14 protein-coding genes are annotated in these 16,656 nt (G+C 63.5%); 7 read left to right on the top strand and 7 right to left on the bottom strand.

Going from position 1 to position 16,656, the window contains the following annotated elements; genetic code table 11:
• Positions 1–8: 8 nt before the first annotated feature.
• From parC to C0V82_RS02490, 3 genes are all read right to left on the bottom strand, one after another.
• Entirely contained in the window at positions 9–2,273 is a 2,265-nt protein-coding gene (gene parC / locus C0V82_RS02500; RefSeq protein ID WP_102110986.1) for a DNA topoisomerase IV subunit A, read from the bottom strand.
• Between the two features lie 148 nt (positions 2,274–2,421).
• Positions 2,422–3,270 (bottom strand): alpha/beta hydrolase, encoded by an 849-nt coding sequence (locus tag C0V82_RS02495; protein ID WP_102110985.1) that lies wholly within the window; start codon positions 3,268–3,270, stop codon positions 2,422–2,424.
• On the bottom strand, positions 3,267–3,707 hold the full coding sequence (locus C0V82_RS02490) for an HIT domain-containing protein (RefSeq protein ID WP_102110984.1): 441 nt from the start codon (positions 3,705–3,707) through the stop codon (positions 3,267–3,269). The genes C0V82_RS02495 and C0V82_RS02490 overlap by 4 nt, the downstream gene beginning before the upstream one ends.
• Positions 3,708–3,886: 179 nt before the next feature.
• Between C0V82_RS02490 and C0V82_RS02485 the strand changes: the two genes are divergently transcribed.
• The gene (locus C0V82_RS02485) at positions 3,887–6,493 is read left to right on the top strand and encodes a glycosyltransferase (RefSeq protein ID WP_188595091.1); all 2,607 of its coding nucleotides are present in this window, start codon (positions 3,887–3,889) and stop codon (positions 6,491–6,493) included.
• Between the two features lie 32 nt (positions 6,494–6,525).
• Entirely contained in the window at positions 6,526–6,930 is a 405-nt protein-coding gene (locus C0V82_RS02480; RefSeq protein ID WP_102110983.1) for a DUF6572 domain-containing protein, read from the top strand.
• Between the two features lie 54 nt (positions 6,931–6,984).
• On the opposite strand, the gene lepB (C0V82_RS02475) is transcribed toward C0V82_RS02480, so the two are convergent.
• The 4 genes from lepB (C0V82_RS02475) to C0V82_RS02460 all read right to left on the bottom strand — a co-directional run bounded on the left by lepB (C0V82_RS02475) (position 6,985) and on the right by C0V82_RS02460 (position 11,288).
• A complete protein-coding gene (gene lepB / locus C0V82_RS02475) occupies positions 6,985–7,740 on the bottom strand; it encodes a signal peptidase I (RefSeq protein WP_102110982.1) in 756 nt (251 codons plus the stop codon).
• The gene (gene lepB / locus C0V82_RS02470) at positions 7,740–8,480 is read right to left on the bottom strand and encodes a signal peptidase I (RefSeq protein ID WP_102110981.1); all 741 of its coding nucleotides are present in this window, start codon (positions 8,478–8,480) and stop codon (positions 7,740–7,742) included. The genes lepB (C0V82_RS02475) and lepB (C0V82_RS02470) overlap by 1 nt, the downstream gene beginning before the upstream one ends.
• A gap of 87 nt (positions 8,481–8,567) precedes the next feature.
• Entirely contained in the window at positions 8,568–9,944 is a 1,377-nt protein-coding gene (locus C0V82_RS02465; protein WP_102110980.1) for an RsmB/NOP family class I SAM-dependent RNA methyltransferase, read from the bottom strand.
• A 129-nt stretch (positions 9,945–10,073) separates the two neighbouring features.
• A complete protein-coding gene (locus C0V82_RS02460; protein ID WP_102110979.1) occupies positions 10,074–11,288 on the bottom strand; it encodes a hypothetical protein in 1,215 nt (404 codons plus the stop codon).
• Positions 11,289–11,456: 168 nt separating this feature from the next.
• Here C0V82_RS02460 and C0V82_RS02455 point away from each other — a divergent pair, with 168 nt between their 5' ends.
• From C0V82_RS02455 to C0V82_RS02435, 5 genes are all read left to right on the top strand, one after another.
• Entirely contained in the window at positions 11,457–12,257 is an 801-nt protein-coding gene (locus C0V82_RS02455) for a rhamnogalacturonan acetylesterase (protein ID WP_199772457.1), read from the top strand.
• A 110-nt stretch (positions 12,258–12,367) separates the two neighbouring features.
• Positions 12,368–13,129, top strand: coding sequence for a glucose 1-dehydrogenase (locus C0V82_RS02450; protein ID WP_188595092.1), 762 nt, complete (start codon positions 12,368–12,370; stop codon positions 13,127–13,129).
• 104 nt (positions 13,130–13,233) lie between these two features.
• Positions 13,234–14,019: an SDR family NAD(P)-dependent oxidoreductase gene (locus C0V82_RS02445; RefSeq protein ID WP_102110978.1), complete on the top strand. Its 786-nt coding sequence runs from the start codon at positions 13,234–13,236 to the stop codon at positions 14,017–14,019.
• Positions 14,020–14,032: 13 nt separating this feature from the next.
• The gene (locus tag C0V82_RS02440; protein WP_102110977.1) at positions 14,033–15,103 is read left to right on the top strand and encodes a phosphotransferase; all 1,071 of its coding nucleotides are present in this window, start codon (positions 14,033–14,035) and stop codon (positions 15,101–15,103) included.
• Between the two features lie 85 nt (positions 15,104–15,188).
• The gene (locus C0V82_RS02435) at positions 15,189–16,655 is read left to right on the top strand and encodes an FAD-binding oxidoreductase (RefSeq protein WP_199772456.1); all 1,467 of its coding nucleotides are present in this window, start codon (positions 15,189–15,191) and stop codon (positions 16,653–16,655) included.
• Position 16,656: the final 1 nt, after the last annotated feature.

Here is a 16,656-nt window from a genome sequence, read left to right as displayed (position 1 = left end):
TCAGGCGATCAATCGGTGAACTTGTTGTTCCGGGGGAAGCCGGTGGGTGGGAGCTTACCCTGGGTGCCACGGAAGGCGACCCAGCCGGACAGTTCGGGCATGGTGACGCTGCGCACCCGGCCTTCCGCCCCGCCCATCTTCCAGGACAGACCATCGGCCAGGTTGAAGGTCTTCACATCCGACAGGCTGGCATCCTTGTATTTCTGCAAGGCTACGCCCTTGCCCCGCGTCATGACGGGCAATTCTTCCAGCTTGAAGACCAGCAGCTTGCGGTTATTGCCGATCACGGCAACCGCATCGCCCTCCACCGGGATGACCAGGGCAGCAACACCGCCATCAGACGGGTTCAGGACCTGTTTGCCGGCGCGGGTCTGGGCCACCACCTCGTCCGCTTCCACCTGGAAGCCACGGCCATCGCTGCTGGCCACGATCAGCTTCTGCCCCGGCACATGCGCGAACAGGGTCACGATCTCGGCGTCGCCGAAATCGGCCATCAAGCGCACGGGTTCCCCAAACCCCCGCCCGCGCGGCAGCTTGTCGGCCCCCAGCGTGTAGAATTTGCCGTTGGAGGCAAAGACCAACAGCTTGTCGGTGGTCTGCACGCGCAGGACAAATCGTTCCTGGTCGCCGTCCTTATACTTTGCATCCGCGACCTCCGCCGGGGTCAGGTGGCGGGACACGGCGCGGATCCAGCCCTTTTCCGACAGGAAGACGGTCAGAGGCTCCCGCTCGATCATCGCCTCAACCGGCACCACGATCTCGGCAGGTGCGTCGCCCACCTCAGTCCGGCGCTCACCAAGCGCGGTGGAGCGACCAAACTTTTTGTCCATCTGCTGCACTTCGGAGCGGATGGATTTCCAGCGCTTGCCCTCATCCTCCAGCAGCTCTGTCAGCTTCGACTTCTCCGCCGACAGGGCATCATGTTCCTTCTTGATCTCGAACTCTTCCAGGCGACGCAAGCTGCGCAGGCGCATGTTCAGGATGGCTTCGGCCTGAACATCGGTCAGCTGGAACGTGCGCATCAACTCCTTCTTCGGCTCATCCTCCTCACGGATGATGCGGATGACCTCATCAAGGTTCAGATACGCAATCAGATAGCCGCCCAGCACCTCCAGCCGATGCTCAATCTCCGCCAGACGGAAGCGGGAACGGCGGATCAGCACGTCCTGACGGTGGGCCAGGAACGCGTTCAACACCTCATGCAGGGTCATAACGCGCGGGATGGTTCCACCATCCAGCACATTCATGTTCAGGCTGAAGCGGATTTCCAGATCGGTATTACGGAACAACTGCTCCATCAATACCGCGGGATCGACATTCCGGCTTTTCGGGATCAGGACGAGGCGGATATCTTCTGCTGATTCGTCGCGCACATCCTCCAGCAGGGGCAGTTTGCGTTCGGCCAGCAGCTCCGCAATCTTTTCCACCAGACGCGATTTCTGCACCTGATAGGGGATCTCGGTGACCACCACCTGCCAGGTGCCCTGTCCCATCGCCTCCTTGGTCCAGCGGGAACGCAGGCGGAAGGCGCCACGACCGGTGCGATAAGCCTCAATGATGTTGGCACGGCTTTCCACCAGCACGCCGCCCGTCGGGAAATCGGGACCGCGCACCCAGCTGACCAGTTCATCCACCGTCACGGGCCGCCGCTTTTCCGGGGCGGGCAGCAATTCGCGTTCGATGATTAAGTTCAGCGCACCGCAAATCTCACCGACATTGTGCGGCGGAATGCTGGTCGCCATGCCCACCGCAATGCCGGCGGACCCATTGGCCAGCAGGTTGGGGAACGCCGCCGGCAGGACCACCGGTTCCTGCCCGTCACCATCATAGGTGGGGCGGAAATCGGTCGCGTCCTCATCCAGGCCCTGCATCAGGGCCTTGGCAACCTCCGTCAGCTTGGCCTCGGTATATCGCATGGCGGCGGCATTATCGCCGTCGATATTGCCGAAATTCCCCTGCCCCTCGACCAGCGGATAGCGGCTGGCGAAATCCTGCGCCAGACGGACCAGCGCGTCATAAACGGATTGGTCGCCATGGGGATGGAACTTACCGATCACATCGCCGACCACGCGCGCCGACTTTTTCGGCATCGTGTTGGGGTCCAGCTTCAGCTGGCTCATGGCGAACAGGATGCGCCGATGCACCGGCTTCAACCCGTCGCGCACATCGGGCAGCGAACGGGAGACGATGGTGGAGAGTGCATAGGACAGGTAGCGTTCACCGAGAGCTTCGGCCAGTCGCTTGTCCAGGATTTCATAGGCAGCGTCGGTCATGCCCTATCCATACCAGATGTGGTAGGGGCATGGGTACTGGGTTCTATACTGGCCTTAGGGGATAGGTGTCAGCAAGATCGAGCCATAAGCTCACCCTGACCGCAAAGGCTATCAATCCTTATCTGTAAGGGCTATGCCCCACCACACCCTATTTGATCGGGTTCGGCCCCGGAAAGGCCGCGCGCAGAGCTGTCAGGGCGGCGGGGTGGTAGACGGAATGGTGCCGCTCGCCGGGCAAATCCTGAAAATCCCAGGTCAGGCCCGTCGGCGCCTCCGTCTTCAATGCCGCCATCACCCGGTCCAGGCCGCCACGCATGCCGCCACCCTCGTTCCCTATGGCAAGATGCAGGCTGCGCGTGCCGGGCTTGTGTGCCTTCAGAAGCTCTGCCGCCTGATAGGACAGGGCCTCCTTGTTCCACCACAAAGAGGGGCTGATGGCGATGTAATGGGTGAAGATTTCCGGCTGGCGCAGGAGGGTCTCCAGGATGAACAGGCCGGCCAGGCTTTCGCCGATCACACCGGTCTCGCCATCGGTGCGGAAGTTCTTCTCGATGAAGGGTTTCAACTCCGCACTCAGGAAGCGGCGGAAATTGTCAGCCCCGCCATGGGTGGGTAGTTCCTTGATATCCAGAGGGTCCTGGGAGGGGGAGGTCAGGTCGCGCTTGCGGTCCGTCCCCTCGATGCCAACCAGAATCACTTCCCTGGTGACACCGTTCAACTCGCCCAGTTGCACCAGACCCGCGATATGGAACCAATCCTCCTTGGTGCCGCCATCGATCAGATACAGCACCGGGTAGCTGCGCTTGCCATCGGCATAAGAGGCGGGCAGCAGCACATTGATACGCCGTTTTTCCTTCAGAACCGCAGAGTCCAGGCTGTAGCCGGTACCGAACTGAATTGCCTCACTGGCTCCAAGGCCGGGCGCGTCCGTCGCCTGCACCGGTATCGGGGCGAGAATACAAGCGGCCAGCAGGGCCGAGGTCAGGAGATTCTTCATTTCATATCCCGAATTACAGCAATTTCGGTCTTCAGCGCGTCCCACAGCCGGTCGGCCAGCGCCGTCAGTTCGTCGCCACCATAGGCAGCACTGAGGCCACGGCCCCAGACAGGTCCTGGCCAGGCGGGATCGTCACGGCGCCGCGCGATAACGTGCATATGCAGCTGCGACACGACATTGCCCAGGGCGCCGGTATTGATCTTGTCCGGCTGGAACAACCGCTCCAGCACGCGGGCCGCAGCCGAGGTCTCGCGCGTCAGCAAAACCTGATCGGCGGGCGACAGGCGATGGATTTCCACCGCCCCCGCCCGGCGCGGCACTAGGACCAGCCAGGGGAACAGGCGATTGCGCATCAGCAGAACGCGCGACAAGGGCCAGTCACCCAGCGTAACCGTATCCGCCATCAGACGCGCATCCAGATCAAAGCCGGTTTCCATCACCTTCCCCTGCCCTGCCATTCTGCCCGGTCTATACCAAGACGGGCCGCCTGCGCTATGCTCAGCCCTGTCACAACGGATGGCCATTGCGCTTTTCACAAAAATAACAGAAACGGCTGCCAGAGATTGACCCGCCGCCATTCCTGGCGGTCGGTGTTCCCAGGGGCAAGACAGGAACGATGGGCAAGATTTTGAAGATGCGGGCTTCGGCCTGGGGTGTGCTGTTGCTGCTGGTCCTGGGCAATATCGGGGCCTGGGCCCTGTCCAACCGCCCCACGACGCCCGAGAAACTGTGGTCGGGCACGATATCCGGCGTCGCCTTCAGCCCCTATCAGGAACATCAGAATCCGCAGGATGGCCGGCATCCGTCGCGTTCAGATATTGAGCGCGACGTGGCCGTCGTCGCCCCCTTCGTCCGCTCTATCCGCACCTACACGGCCACCGACGGCCTGGAAGTGACGCCGGAGATCGCGGCCAAATACGATCTGGACGTGACCGCAGGCGCCTGGATTTCCGGCGATCTGGGCAAGAATGAGCAGGAGATTAACTCCCTGGTCCGCCTGACCCGCGCCAACAAGAATGTGACGCGCGTCATGGTCGGCAACGAGGTGATGTATCGCGGAGATCTGGAGGTCGAGGCGCTGATCGACTATGTCCAGCGCGTGAAGCGGCAGATGGACGTGCCCGTCTCCACCGCCGAGCCGCCCTATGTCTGGATCAAATATCCCGAGCTGGCACAGGCCGTCGATTACATCACCATCCATCTGCTGCCCTATTGGGAAAAGGTTCCCATCGAGCAGGCCATGGAACAGGTGCGCCGTGGCTATGACGAGGTGCGGGCCAAGTACCCGGACAAGCATATCCTGATCGGTGAGGCCGGTTGGCCGTCGGACGGCCCCTATCGCGGCGGCGCGCAGGCTAGCCTGGTCAATCAGGCCCAGTTCATCCGCAACTTCCTGAACCTGGCCGGTGAAAACCGCTGGGACTATTACATCATGGAAGGGTTCGACCAGCCCTGGAAGCGGGAGATCGGTGGCGAGGCGGAAGCGAACTGGGGCATCTGGGATACCCATCGCCAGATGAAATTCCCCATGGAAGGTGGGGTGTTCGAGGTACCGGGCTGGCCCGTGCTGTGCGCCATCGCCACACTTCTGGCCTTCATCCCGATGTTCTGGTTCGTGCTGGCCCGTGATGATTTGAAGCCGGCGGGGCAGCTTTTCTATGGCGCGCTGATCCAGGGGATCGCGTCCGGTCTGGTGTGGACCGCGACGGAGGCGATGACGACGGGCATGAACACCATGTCCTTCGTGGCCTTCCTGATCCTGATCTGTGCGCAGATCTTGCTGCTGATCGTCGTGCTGATCGACGGGCTGGAGCTGACGGAGGTGGTCTGGACCGACCGCTGGAAGCGGAAATTCACGCCCGTGAAGGCCAACGCCACCGGTTATTACCCTAAGGTTTCCATCCACGTGCCCTGCTATAATGAGCCGGCGCATATGGTGATCGAGACGCTGAACGCGCTGGCGAAGATGGATTATCCCAACTTCGAAGTGCTGGTCATCGACAACAACACCAAGGATGAGGAAGTCTGGAAGCCGCTGGAGGCACATTGCGCCAAGCTGGGTCCGCATTTCCGCTTCTTCCATCTGGCCAAATGGCCGGGATACAAGGCTGGCGCCCTGAATTTCGGTCTGGCCGTGACCGCCCCGGATGCCGAGGTGGTGGGCGTCATCGACAGCGACTATCAGGTCACGCCCGACTGGCTGTCCTCCACCATCCCCTATTTTGAAAGCCAGAAGGTGGCTTTCGTCCAGAGCCCGCAGGATTACCGCGACTGGCACATCCATCCTTTCCACCGGATGATCAACTGGGAATATCAGGGCTTTTTCCATATTGGCATGGTCCAGCGGAACGAACGCAACGCCATCATCCAGCACGGCACCATGACCCTGATCCGCACTTCCATCCTGAAGCGCGTCGGCTGGTGGGCCGAATGGTGTATCTGCGAGGACGCGGAGCTGGGCCTGCGGCTGTTCGAGGAGGGGCTGGAAAGCGTCTATATGCCCGACAGCTTCGGCAAGGGTCTGGTCCCCGACAGCTTCGCCGGGTACAAGACCCAGCGCTTCCGCTGGGCCTATGGCGCGGTACAGATCATCAAGCGGCATTGGCGGGAATTCCTGCCCAGCGGCAAGACCCTGACCTTTGGCCAGAAATACCATTTTGTCACCGGCTGGCTGCCCTGGTTTGCCGATGCGGCCCATATGCTGTTCGTGGTGGGCGGCATCTTCTGGTCCCTGGGCCTGCTGTTTGCCCCGCGCTATTTCGAGTTCCCGCCCACCGTCTTCATCATGCCGACCCTGGGCGTGTTCTTCTTCAAGGTGGCATGCGGGCTTTGGCTCTATGCGGCGCGGGTGAAGTGCGGCTTCCTGGATAAGGTGAATGCCGCCGTGGCCGGCATGGCCCTGACCCATACGGTGGGCCGCGCCGTCTGGACCGGGCTCTTCACCGAAGGCCGTCCCTTCGTGCGTACGCCCAAGTGCGAGGATCAGCCGGCCCTGATCCAGGGCTTCCTGCATGCCAAGGAAGAGGTCATGCTGATGCTGGCCCTCTGGGTCACGGCCTTTGCCGTGGGCTGGAAAGAAGGCGGCGACAATCGCGACGCCTATATCTGGTCGGCTATGCTGGTGGTCCAGTCCCTGCCCTATATCGCCGCCTTGGCCGTCGCCACCATCAATGGCCTGCCCATGCCCAAGCAGGAAGAAGAACCGGCCGCGGCGGCTGAGTAATCGTTCTCAACCCGTCACCGGAGCTTCAATGAATGGATGTGGAGGCCATGGCGACCCCTGAGACGATCATCGTCGACTTTGTTGCCAAAGGAGATGACGAGGATACGTGGAAAATGGTTCTCGTGGAGGGGACGTGGGATATGCCCGTGGAGCATCATCTCCGTCTTTTGCAGGAGCGGCTTTTCATCTGCGTCGATGCGGCCCTGGAAGGTCAGTTGGCCCGGAAATTCCCGGAAACAACGGGAAAGAGGATCATCATCCAGGTCGATTGCTACGAAGCGCCCCGGACGGAGGTGGAGGATTTCTTCACACGCTTCGCGACAGGCATCTTCTCCATTCCCAAGTACCGTGACGAACTCGAAGCATCGAGCCATGTACAGGACATCAGGTTTGAGATCAATTTTGAGGTCCTCGACAATCTCGACACCATTCACTGAGCCACAAGCCGGACTTCACGCCCGAGGGACCTCAAGTTAAATCGAAGAAGCCCTTCATTTGCCCACCGATCGGAAGAACCGATCCCACCAGCCGCCACCCGGACAGACCAGCCCTTCATCGGCCGAACAGCCGCTGCGCGTGAACGCCACCGTGGAGACGCGGCCCAGCACGCGTTCCAGGGGGACATAGCCGACATCGTTCAGAAAACGGCTGTCGCCGGAATTGTCGCGGTTGTCGCCGGCCATGAACAAATGGCCGTCGGGTACGACATATTCCGGGGTGTTATCGGCCATGCCCGCGTCGCTGTTTTCCAGGATCAGGTGGCGGCGTCCGCCGGGCAGGGTTTCCTGATATTCGGTGGCGGTGACGACCGCCCCGGATTGGGCGCGGTAGGTGATGTCGCGCAGCTTTTCCCGCGCCACCAGCGCGCCATTGATATAAAGCCGGCCCCCCACCCATTGCAGCCGGTCACCCGGCAAGCCCACAACCCGCTTGACCAGATCATTCTCCTCCCCCGCCTTGCGGAAGACGACGATATCGCCGCGTTCGGGCAAGCCGCTGAACACACGACCGGACCCGAAGGGCAAGGGTACGAAGGGGGTGGAGAAGCGGCTGTAGCCGTAGGGATACTTGGCCGCATAGAACTGGTCACCCACGGTCAGGGTGGGCAGCATGCTTTCGGAAGGGACGTAGAAACCCTGATACAGGAAGGTGTTCACCACCAGCACGACACCGGCGAAGGTGGCGATGGAACCGGCCCATTCACGGGCCTTCGACTTCACCGCAGCCGTGCCCGCGTCCCCCGCCATCAGTCAGCCGCCACCCAGTGGAACAGACGGTCGGACCAGCCGCCGCCGGGGCAGATCAGGCCTTCTTCTGCCGTGCAGGACTTGCGTGCGAAGGCCACCATGGAGACACGACCCAGGACGCGCTCGACCGGGATATAGCCGACCTGACGCAGGTAGCGGCTGTCCTGCGAATTGTCGCGATTATCGCCCATCATGAACAGGTGGCCTTCCGGCACCTTATATTCGGGCGTGTTGTCGGCAAAGCCGTCATCGCGCTGTTCGATGATCAGGTGCTTGCGACCATTGGGCAGGGTTTCGGTGTACTCCGTGACCTGCACCACCATGCCGCCATTGTCGCGGTAGGAATAGTCGCGGGTCTTTTCGCGCGGGACCTCGGTGCCATTGATATAGAGGCGGCCGCCCATCACCTGGACCGTGTCACCGGGCAGGCCGATGACACGCTTCACATAATCTTCCTCCGTCGTGGGCAGACGGAAGACGACGATATCACCGCGTTCGGGCGTGATGTCGGGGAAGCGGGTCGCGCCGCCGAAGGGCAGCGGCACGAAGCTGGTGGAGAAGCGGCTGTAGCCATAGGCGTATTTGGCCGCATAGAACTGATCCCCCACCTTCAAGGTGGGCAGCATGCTTTCCGATGGGACGTGGAAACCCGCAAACAGCAGCGTATTAATGACAAGGTAGAAGCCGGCAACGAAACCGATCAGACCCGCCCATTCCTTAACAACTGCGCGCAAAGCCATCACTCCTTCCGGAAAACGCTGCCGACACCATGCCCGCCGGCCCTTTGGCGGTCAATCACCACCCTGAATATCAGGGGTGGGGCCAATTCACGCGGTGGCTTCCTCTGCCGTCGCTGCCCCTTCCGCCGTTGCCGCCGCCGCGTCCGCCGCTTCTGTCGCCACCTCGGCGCGGCGTTCCAGCACGGCGGCGAAGAAGCCATCGGTATCGTGGCGCAGCGGCGTCAGGCGCAGCATGTCGGTGGTCACCGGCGGCTTGCCCCAGGCAGCGGGCCAGGCGGTTGGGACCGGCACCAGGGTGAAATCGGGGTGCGACGCCAGGAACGCCTCCACCTGGCCTTCATTCTCCTCCCGCAGCACCGAACAGGTAGCGTAGATGACGCGGCCGCCGGGGCGGACCAGACGGGCGGCACTGTCCAGGATGCTGGCCTGCAACGGCAACAGTTCCGACAGGCCGGGACCCAGCGGACGCCAGCGGCTGTCGGGATTGCGGCGCCAGGTGCCGGTGCCCGAACAGGGCGCATCGACGACGACGCGGTCAAACTTGCCCTTATGACGCTTCACCCAGGGGTCGCGTTCGGTCGAAATGGCGCGGGTTTCGATATTGTGCAGGCCGGCGCGGCGGAACCGTTCCTTGGCGCGGGTTAGGCGACCTTCCAGCACGTCGGTGGCCACCACGCGGCCTTTGTTTTCCATCATGGCGGCGATGGCCAGGGTCTTGCCACCGGCCCCGGCACAGAAATCCACCACCTGCATGCCGGGCCGGGCATCGGCCATGAAGGCCACCAGCTGCGAACCTTCATCCTGAATCTCGATCATGCCGGACTTATACGCGTCCAGCGCCATGACGGGCGCACGGCCCGCCAGACGCAGCCCCACGGGCGACAGATCGGTGGGCGTGGCCTTGATGCCGGCATCGGCCAGGGCCTTCACCGCATCCTCCCGCGTGCCCTTCACCGGGTTCACGCGCAGGTCCAGCGGCGCCTCGCCCAGCATGCCCGATGCTTCCGCCAGGAAACGCTCGCCAAAGGTGGCGCGCATCGACGCCTCGGCCCATTCCGGCACCTCGGCCTGAACCGCTTCGGGTTGATCGGGATGGTTGAGGGTGCGGGTGTCGAGCGCGCGGATCAGCTTGCGTTCGCGATCCGACAGGGGGGCGGGTGCGAACTTGGCCCCGTTGAACAGGCCAGCCACGGCATCGGCGCTGCGGCCGCCGGCCAGGATGCAATCCGCAATGACCAGGGCGCGCGGATCGGGCATGTGGTTCACCCGTTCCAGCCACCAATGCAGCCGGGCCCAATGGCGCATGATGCCATAGACCAGCGACGCGATTTCCCCCCGATCCTTGGCGCCGATATAGCGGCGGGCGCGGAAAAAGGCGCTGGTGACCGCATCGGCCGGGCGCGGGGTGTCCATCACCTCGGCAAGCAAATCGGTCGCGGTGGCCAAACGGGCGGCGGGGGTCATGGCGTGTCTTCTCGATACTGTCGGCGCTGGTAAAGCCGGCGACTATAGGGCGGAGACGGGTGCTGTGGAAGTGCCGGGCTGCCATGGCTGCCCCTCCCGTGCGGGTGGGGTGGAGGTGGTGTCGCTCCCTCAATACCCTTCCTCCTTCTTCGACCAGCGGGGCTGTGAAACATTGTGCACCGGTCTTTCGTCCCGGTTGCACAGGTCCATGGGCAACTTGTCGCCCCAGGCCAGCCACCTGGCCCGCATGGTCCAGCGGGCCGCCGACAGGCCGGGCGCGCCATCCACCCCATCGGCCAGAGGCAGGCTGTTATGGAGAATCCAGAACAGCAGGCGCACGGCGGGGCGCGCGCGCAGACGATAGCACCCGCGTTTCAGGCGCAGGGACGGGCCGTCATGATGCGGGGTGGGTGGGGCCGATGCCTTCACCTTGCCGCGCGGACGGTTGCGCCAGCGCAGTTCCTTGGGAAAGTCCGGCAGTGGATCGCCCGACTGTCCCATCGGATCGGCGTCGATGGGCGGCAATGTCGGTACCGGGTCGGGCGCGAGGCCGACATCCGGGCTGGTTTCGGGTGTCAGATCAGGCGGCGGGTCCGGCAGGGTGCCCGCAAGATCGGGATTGAAGGGTTCGGGGCCAGGATCGGGAAGCAGCGGCGGGGCGGATGCGGTGATGGCACCAGCAGGCAGGATGGGACCCCGGCGGCGGGCCGTGGGCGGGGGTGCGGCCGGGGTCGAGGATTCAGGCACCGGCAAAGGCACCTCCCTGCCCCGTGGCGCCGACAGATCGGCCCTGATCGCCGCTTCGGGGTCCAGTGCCGTCATCCAACCATCGGGAATGCGGGCATAGCCGGGCTTGGGCGGCTTTTCCGCCTGTTGCAGCAATTCCGCCCCCAGGCCCAGCCGGTCGGCGGCCCAGAGCGTGGCGCGCATATTGCCATCGGCAATGGCGCGGTACAGCGTATCGACGACCAGTTCGCGCATGGCGACAAACCGGCTGTCCGCCTCCCGCCGCATCAGGGCGCGCTCCTCGGCCACGCGGCGGCGCAGATTGTGCGACTGGGTCAACGCCCGCCAGATGGTGGTGCGCGACAGTTTATAATGTTCGGCAATCTTGATGATGGGCACACCAGCGGCCAGATGGAAGGCGATCTTGGCCCAGGTCACCTCATCCGCCTTTCGGGATTTATATCCTTCCAGCAGATGGCCGCAGGAGGCGAAGCTGACATCCTCTCTAAAGGGCCGGACATGCCGGTCGGACGAACCGCGCCACCAGGCTTCGGCCTGTTCCTGGGCTGTCAGGGTGGGGTGGTCAGTGTCGTAGGGGTTATGGCTGAGCGAGGGCATGGGGCGGCTCCGGCTTGACAAAGGACCACGATCCTAGCTGTTTATGGGAATATATTCCATAGTTGGGGTGGGACAGCCTATGCGCCTACCCCACATCTCCTCTTGCCCCGTCACCCCTCTCCCCTTATTTTGACACCGGTTTCCAAGTTGTCATACAAATTTGGGAGGATGATGATGCGGTACTGGATGATCCCGGCCTTGGCGGCGCTGATGCTGTCGGCACCGGTGGCGACGGCGGAACGCATTTTCATTGCGGGCGACAGTACCGCCGCCAATTACGGCGCTGACCGCTATCCGCAGATGGGCTGGGGCATGGCCCTGGCCTGCAATCTGGACGGGTCGGTGGCGGTGGAGAACCGGGCCATGGGCGGGCGCAGCACCAAGAGCTTTATCGCCGAAGGGCGGTTTGACGCCATTGCCAAGGATATTGCCGCTGGCGACACACTGTTGATCCAGTTCGGGCATAATGATGCCAATCAGGCCAAGGAGGAGCGGTACACGCCCCTGCCCGATTTCCGCGTCAATCTGTTGCGCTTCATCTCTATGGCGCGGGAAAAGGGTGCGCAGGCGGTGCTGCTGACGCCCGTGGCGCGGCGCAGTTTCAAGGAAGATGGCAGCATCAATGACAGTTTCGGCAGCTATGCCGAGGTGACGCGCGCCGTGGCGCGGGAAACGGCGACGCCCCTGATCGACCTTGGCTATGACAGCCGCGTCTATGTCCATGGGCTGGGGCCGGAACCGGCGAAAGCCTATTTCCTGCATTACAGCAAGGAACAGGCACAGGCCGCCGGTTACACCCGCTGGCCCGACGGCATTGCCGATGACACGCATTTCAGTGAGATGGGGGCGCGGGCCATGGCGTCGCTGGTGGCGGGGCGGTTGAAGGAACTGAACCTGCCAGTTTCCGCGCATGTGACGCCGCGCCCGGCGGCCAATCCGCCCACCCTGGGCGGCCCCACCTGTCCGTGATCATCTGATCGCCTTCGTTGTTGCCCCCCGCCTGCGTTTCCCCTACATTCAAACAAACGTTTGAGAAGCGGCCGGCACGATCCGGCGCGTGCATCCGGGAGGGAATGATCATGGTGGGACGCCTGCAGGACAAGATCGTCCTGATCACGGGGGGCGCTTCGGGCATCGGGCTGGCCACGGCGCGGGCGGCCCTGCGCGAAGGGGCCAAGGTGGTGATCACCGACCGCAATGTGCAGGGCGGCGAGGCGGCGGTGGCCGAGCTGGGCGATGGGATCGAGTTCCTGGCCCAGGACGTGACCAAGGAAGATCGCTGGGTCGAGGTGATCGGCCATGTGGTCCAGAAATATGGACGGCTGGACGGTCTGGTGAACAATGCCGGCTGCGGCTCTCTGCACAATATCGAGGATGAGACGCTGGAAGGCTGGCGTTTTGTTCATGCGGTGAATGTGGAGAGCACCTTCCTGGGCTGTAAGTACGCCATCAAGGCCATGAAGCAGACGGGCGGCGGCTCCATCGTCAATGTTTCCTCTGTCGCAGGCCTGCTGGGCGCGGCGGATCTGGCGGCCTATTGCTCCGCCAAGGGGGCCGTGCGGCTCTTGACCAAGTCGACGGCGAAATGGTGTGCGCAGCAGAATTACAATATCCGCTGCAACTCCATCCACCCGTCGTTCCTGTACACACCGATGGTACAGCAGATGATCGACGCCGCCCCGGATTCGGAGAAGATGCGTCGCCGGCTGGAGCGTACGGCCCCGCTGGGCCGCATGGGCAAGCCGGAGGATGCCGCCAATGTCGTGCTGTTCCTGCTGTCGGACGAAAGCCCGTTCATCACCGGTGCCGAATATGCCATCGATGGCGGCACGACGGCTTAACTGTTCGCATTCCCTCAGGCGCCGGGCCGGCAGTCGCCGGCCTCCAGCGGTCAGGAAAGACCGCTGGTATCAGGTCCTTCGGAACCCCATAAGGAAGAATGTAAATGACCGTTCATCCCCTGTTCGACCTGTCCGGTAAGGTGGCCCTGATCACCGGCTCCTCACGCGGGATCGGCAAGTCCATCGCCCAGGAATATGCCCGCGCCGGGGCCAAGGTGGTCATCTCGTCGCGCAAGATCGATGCCTGCAATCTGGTGCGCGATGAGATCATCGCCGCCGGTGGCGAGGCGATTTCCGTGGCCTGTAATATCGGTCGCAAGGAGGATTTGCAGGCGCTGGTCGATGCCACGCTGGCGCAATGGGGCCGGATCGACATCCTGGTCGCCAACGCCGCCATCAACCCCGTCTATGGCCCGCTGGCCAGTGTCAGCGACGAGGCCTGGGACAAGATCATGGGGTCGAACCTGCGCAGCACTTGGCAATTGTGCAACATGGTGATCCCCGGCATGGCGGAGCGTAAGGACGGGTCGGTAATCATCCTGTCCTCCATCGCCGGCCTGCGCGGCAATCCGGTGATCGGCGCCTATGGCGTGTCCAAGGCGGCGGAAGCGGCCCTGGTCCGCAATCTGGCCGTCGAACATGGCCGGGCCAATATCCGCGTCAACGGCATCGCCCCCGGCATTGTGGAGACGGACTTCGCCAAGGCCCTGACCGACAATCCCGACATCGCCAAGGCCATCATGCGCCGTGCGCCCCTGGGCCGCTTTGGAAAGCCCGAAGAGATCGCCGGCGTGGCCCTGATGCTGGCCGCCCCCGCCGGCGCCTTCGTCACCGGACAGTTGCTGGTGGCCGATGGCGGTGCGACCATCGCCGATCCCACGATCCTGTAAGCGGGGACCGGTCATGAGCGAAGGCAAGGGGGCGGCCGTCCTGATTGATGTGCTGCCACAGCACCGCTTTGATGAGGCGGCGCTGGACACCTATCTGTCGGCCCATCTGGACGGGTTTCAGGGGCCGGCAAGGGTGCAGCAGTTTCAGGGCGGGCAGTCCAACCCCACCTTCCTGATCAGCGATGCGGCGGGCGCGCGCTTCGTGCTGCGTAAGAAGCCGCCGGGCAAGCTGCTGCCCAGCGCGCACATGGTGGAGCGGGAATTCCGCGCCATGCGGGCGCTGTCCGGCAGTGCGGCGCCCGTGCCCAATGCCCGCCTGCTGTGTGAGGATGCGGGCATCATCGGCACGCCCTTTTATGTGATGGATCATATTGACGGGCGCGTCCTGTCGGATGTGGCGCTGGACGGGTTCAGCAATGCCGATCGGGCGGCCATCTATGACGGGATGAATGCCACGCTGGCGGCCCTGCACAGCGTGGATTGGCGCGCCGCCGGCCTGTCGGATTTCGGCAAGCCGGAACAGTATATCCAGCGGCAGGTCGAACGCTGGTCCAAGCAGTTCGTGGCCACCAAGGGCGACAGCGACATTCCGGCCATGGAACGGCTGATGGACTGGCTGCCGCGGGCCGTGCCGGCGGGGGAAGAGGTCACCATCGTGCATGGTGATTTTCGCCTGGGCAACCTGATGCTGCACAAGACGGAACCGCGCGTCGTCGCCATCCTGGACTGGGAACTGGCGACCCTGGGCCATCCCCTGCCCGATCTGGCCTATAATTGCATGGCCTACCACCTGCCCGCGGGGATCAAGCAGTTTCCGGGCCTGAAGGGCATCGATCTGGCCGGAACGGGTATCCCATCCGAGGCGGATTATGTTGCCGCCTATTGCCAGCGTACCGGACGGGCGGGGATTCCCGACTGGCCCTATTACCTGGCCTTCGCCTTCTTCCGCATCGCCGCCATCTGCCAGGGCGTCTACGCCCGCGCGCTGGCCGGCAATGCCGCCGACCGCAAGGCGCTCGCCTATGGCGAGGTGGCGCGGGCAGCGGCGGAGACGGGCTGGCGGTTCGTGTCGGACAAGGCGTGACACCGGCAGGCGTGGTTAAGGGCACTGCGGATTTCAATTGAAATCGACATGATATTGCGTCCTCATGGTTGGGTCATTGCCGATCATGAGGGCGATCTTGGCGCAATCACAGGCTTTGCTTCTCAACCGCCGCGAGGTGATGGCAGGGGCGGCTGCGACCGCCATGGTGCTGCCCACGCTGGCCCAGACCGCGACGGCAGCGGAGACGCTGGTCGATGATGCCAGCCACATGAACCAGACGCCGGTCTTCTCGCATTGGATCACCAAGCCGCCGGACAGGGATATCCTGATTGACCGGCTGCGCCGCGAATTGAAAGACGCCAAGGCGGCAAGGCGGCCGGTGGCCATCGCGGGTGCCCGCCATTCCATGGGCGGGCAATCCATCCCCAAGGATGGTCACGCCATCCAGCTGAACATCCCCGATCTGGAAATCGACCGCGCCGGCAACCGCTATCACACCGGCGCCGGTGCGCGGTGGGATCAGGTGGTGGCAGCCCTGGACCCGGTGGGCCTGTCGCCGCTGATCATGCAGTCCAATGATGATTTCGCGGTGGGCAGCACCCTGTGCGTCAATGCCCATGGCTGGCCCATCCCGCACGGGCCATTCGGCGACAGCGTCCGGTCCTTCCGCCTGATGCTGGCCGATGGAGAGATCATCACCTGTTCACCGACAGAAAATGCCGAGCTGTTCCAGGCCGCCATCGGCGGCTATGGGCTGCTGGGCATCGTTCTGGATCTGGAACTGGACGCGGCGGAGAACACCCTGCTGGAAGCACAGGCGCAAGTCATGCCAGCCGAACAGTTCGGCGCGGCGCTGCAGGCCGCCGCCCGCAGCGGTGGCAAGGTGGACATGGCCTATGGGCGCCTGTCACTGTCGCGGGAGAACTTCCTTCGGGAGGCGCTGCTGGTCACCTATGGCCGCAAGCCGGGGGCAGGCACCCCGCCAGCGGCAACGGTGGGCGGGTTCATCAGCAATGTTTCCCGTCATGTCTTCCGTGCGCAGATCGGCTCCGATTTCTGGAAGCGGCAGCGCTGGACCATCGAACGCCGTTTCAAGCCCGGCACCGACACGCGCAATACGCTGCTGAACGAGCCGGTTTCCAGCCTGGGGCCAGCAGGACAGGGGCGCACGGACATCCTGCATGAATATTTCGTGCCACCGGCGCGGTTCGCCGATTTCATGGCCGCCTGCCGTCGGCATATTCCAGGCTCCGGTCAGGACCTGCTGAATGTCACGCTGCGCTATCTGGCTCCGGACCGGCGCAGCTTGCTGGCCTATGCACCTGATGAACGGGTGGCCGCCGTCATGCTGTTCTCCCAAACGCGCGACGCGGACGGGGATGCCGCCATGGCCAGGATGACCCGCGCCCTGATCGACGAGGTCCTGGCCATCGGCGGCTGCTACTACCTGCCCTACCGGCTGCACGCCACGGCGGAGCAGATGCACAGGGCCTATCCCGGCCTGGATCGCTTCCTGGCCCTGAAGCGGCAGCATGATCCCGGCCTGCTGTTCCGCAACCGCCTGTGGGACCATTATCTCGCCGCCACCTGAC

Origin of the sequence: Niveispirillum cyanobacteriorum, assembly GCF_002868735.1 — a bacterium.
In the GTDB taxonomy this organism is placed as follows: Bacteria; Pseudomonadota; Alphaproteobacteria; order Azospirillales; family Azospirillaceae; genus Niveispirillum; species Niveispirillum cyanobacteriorum.
This window is presented reverse-complemented; position numbering and strand designations above follow the sequence as displayed.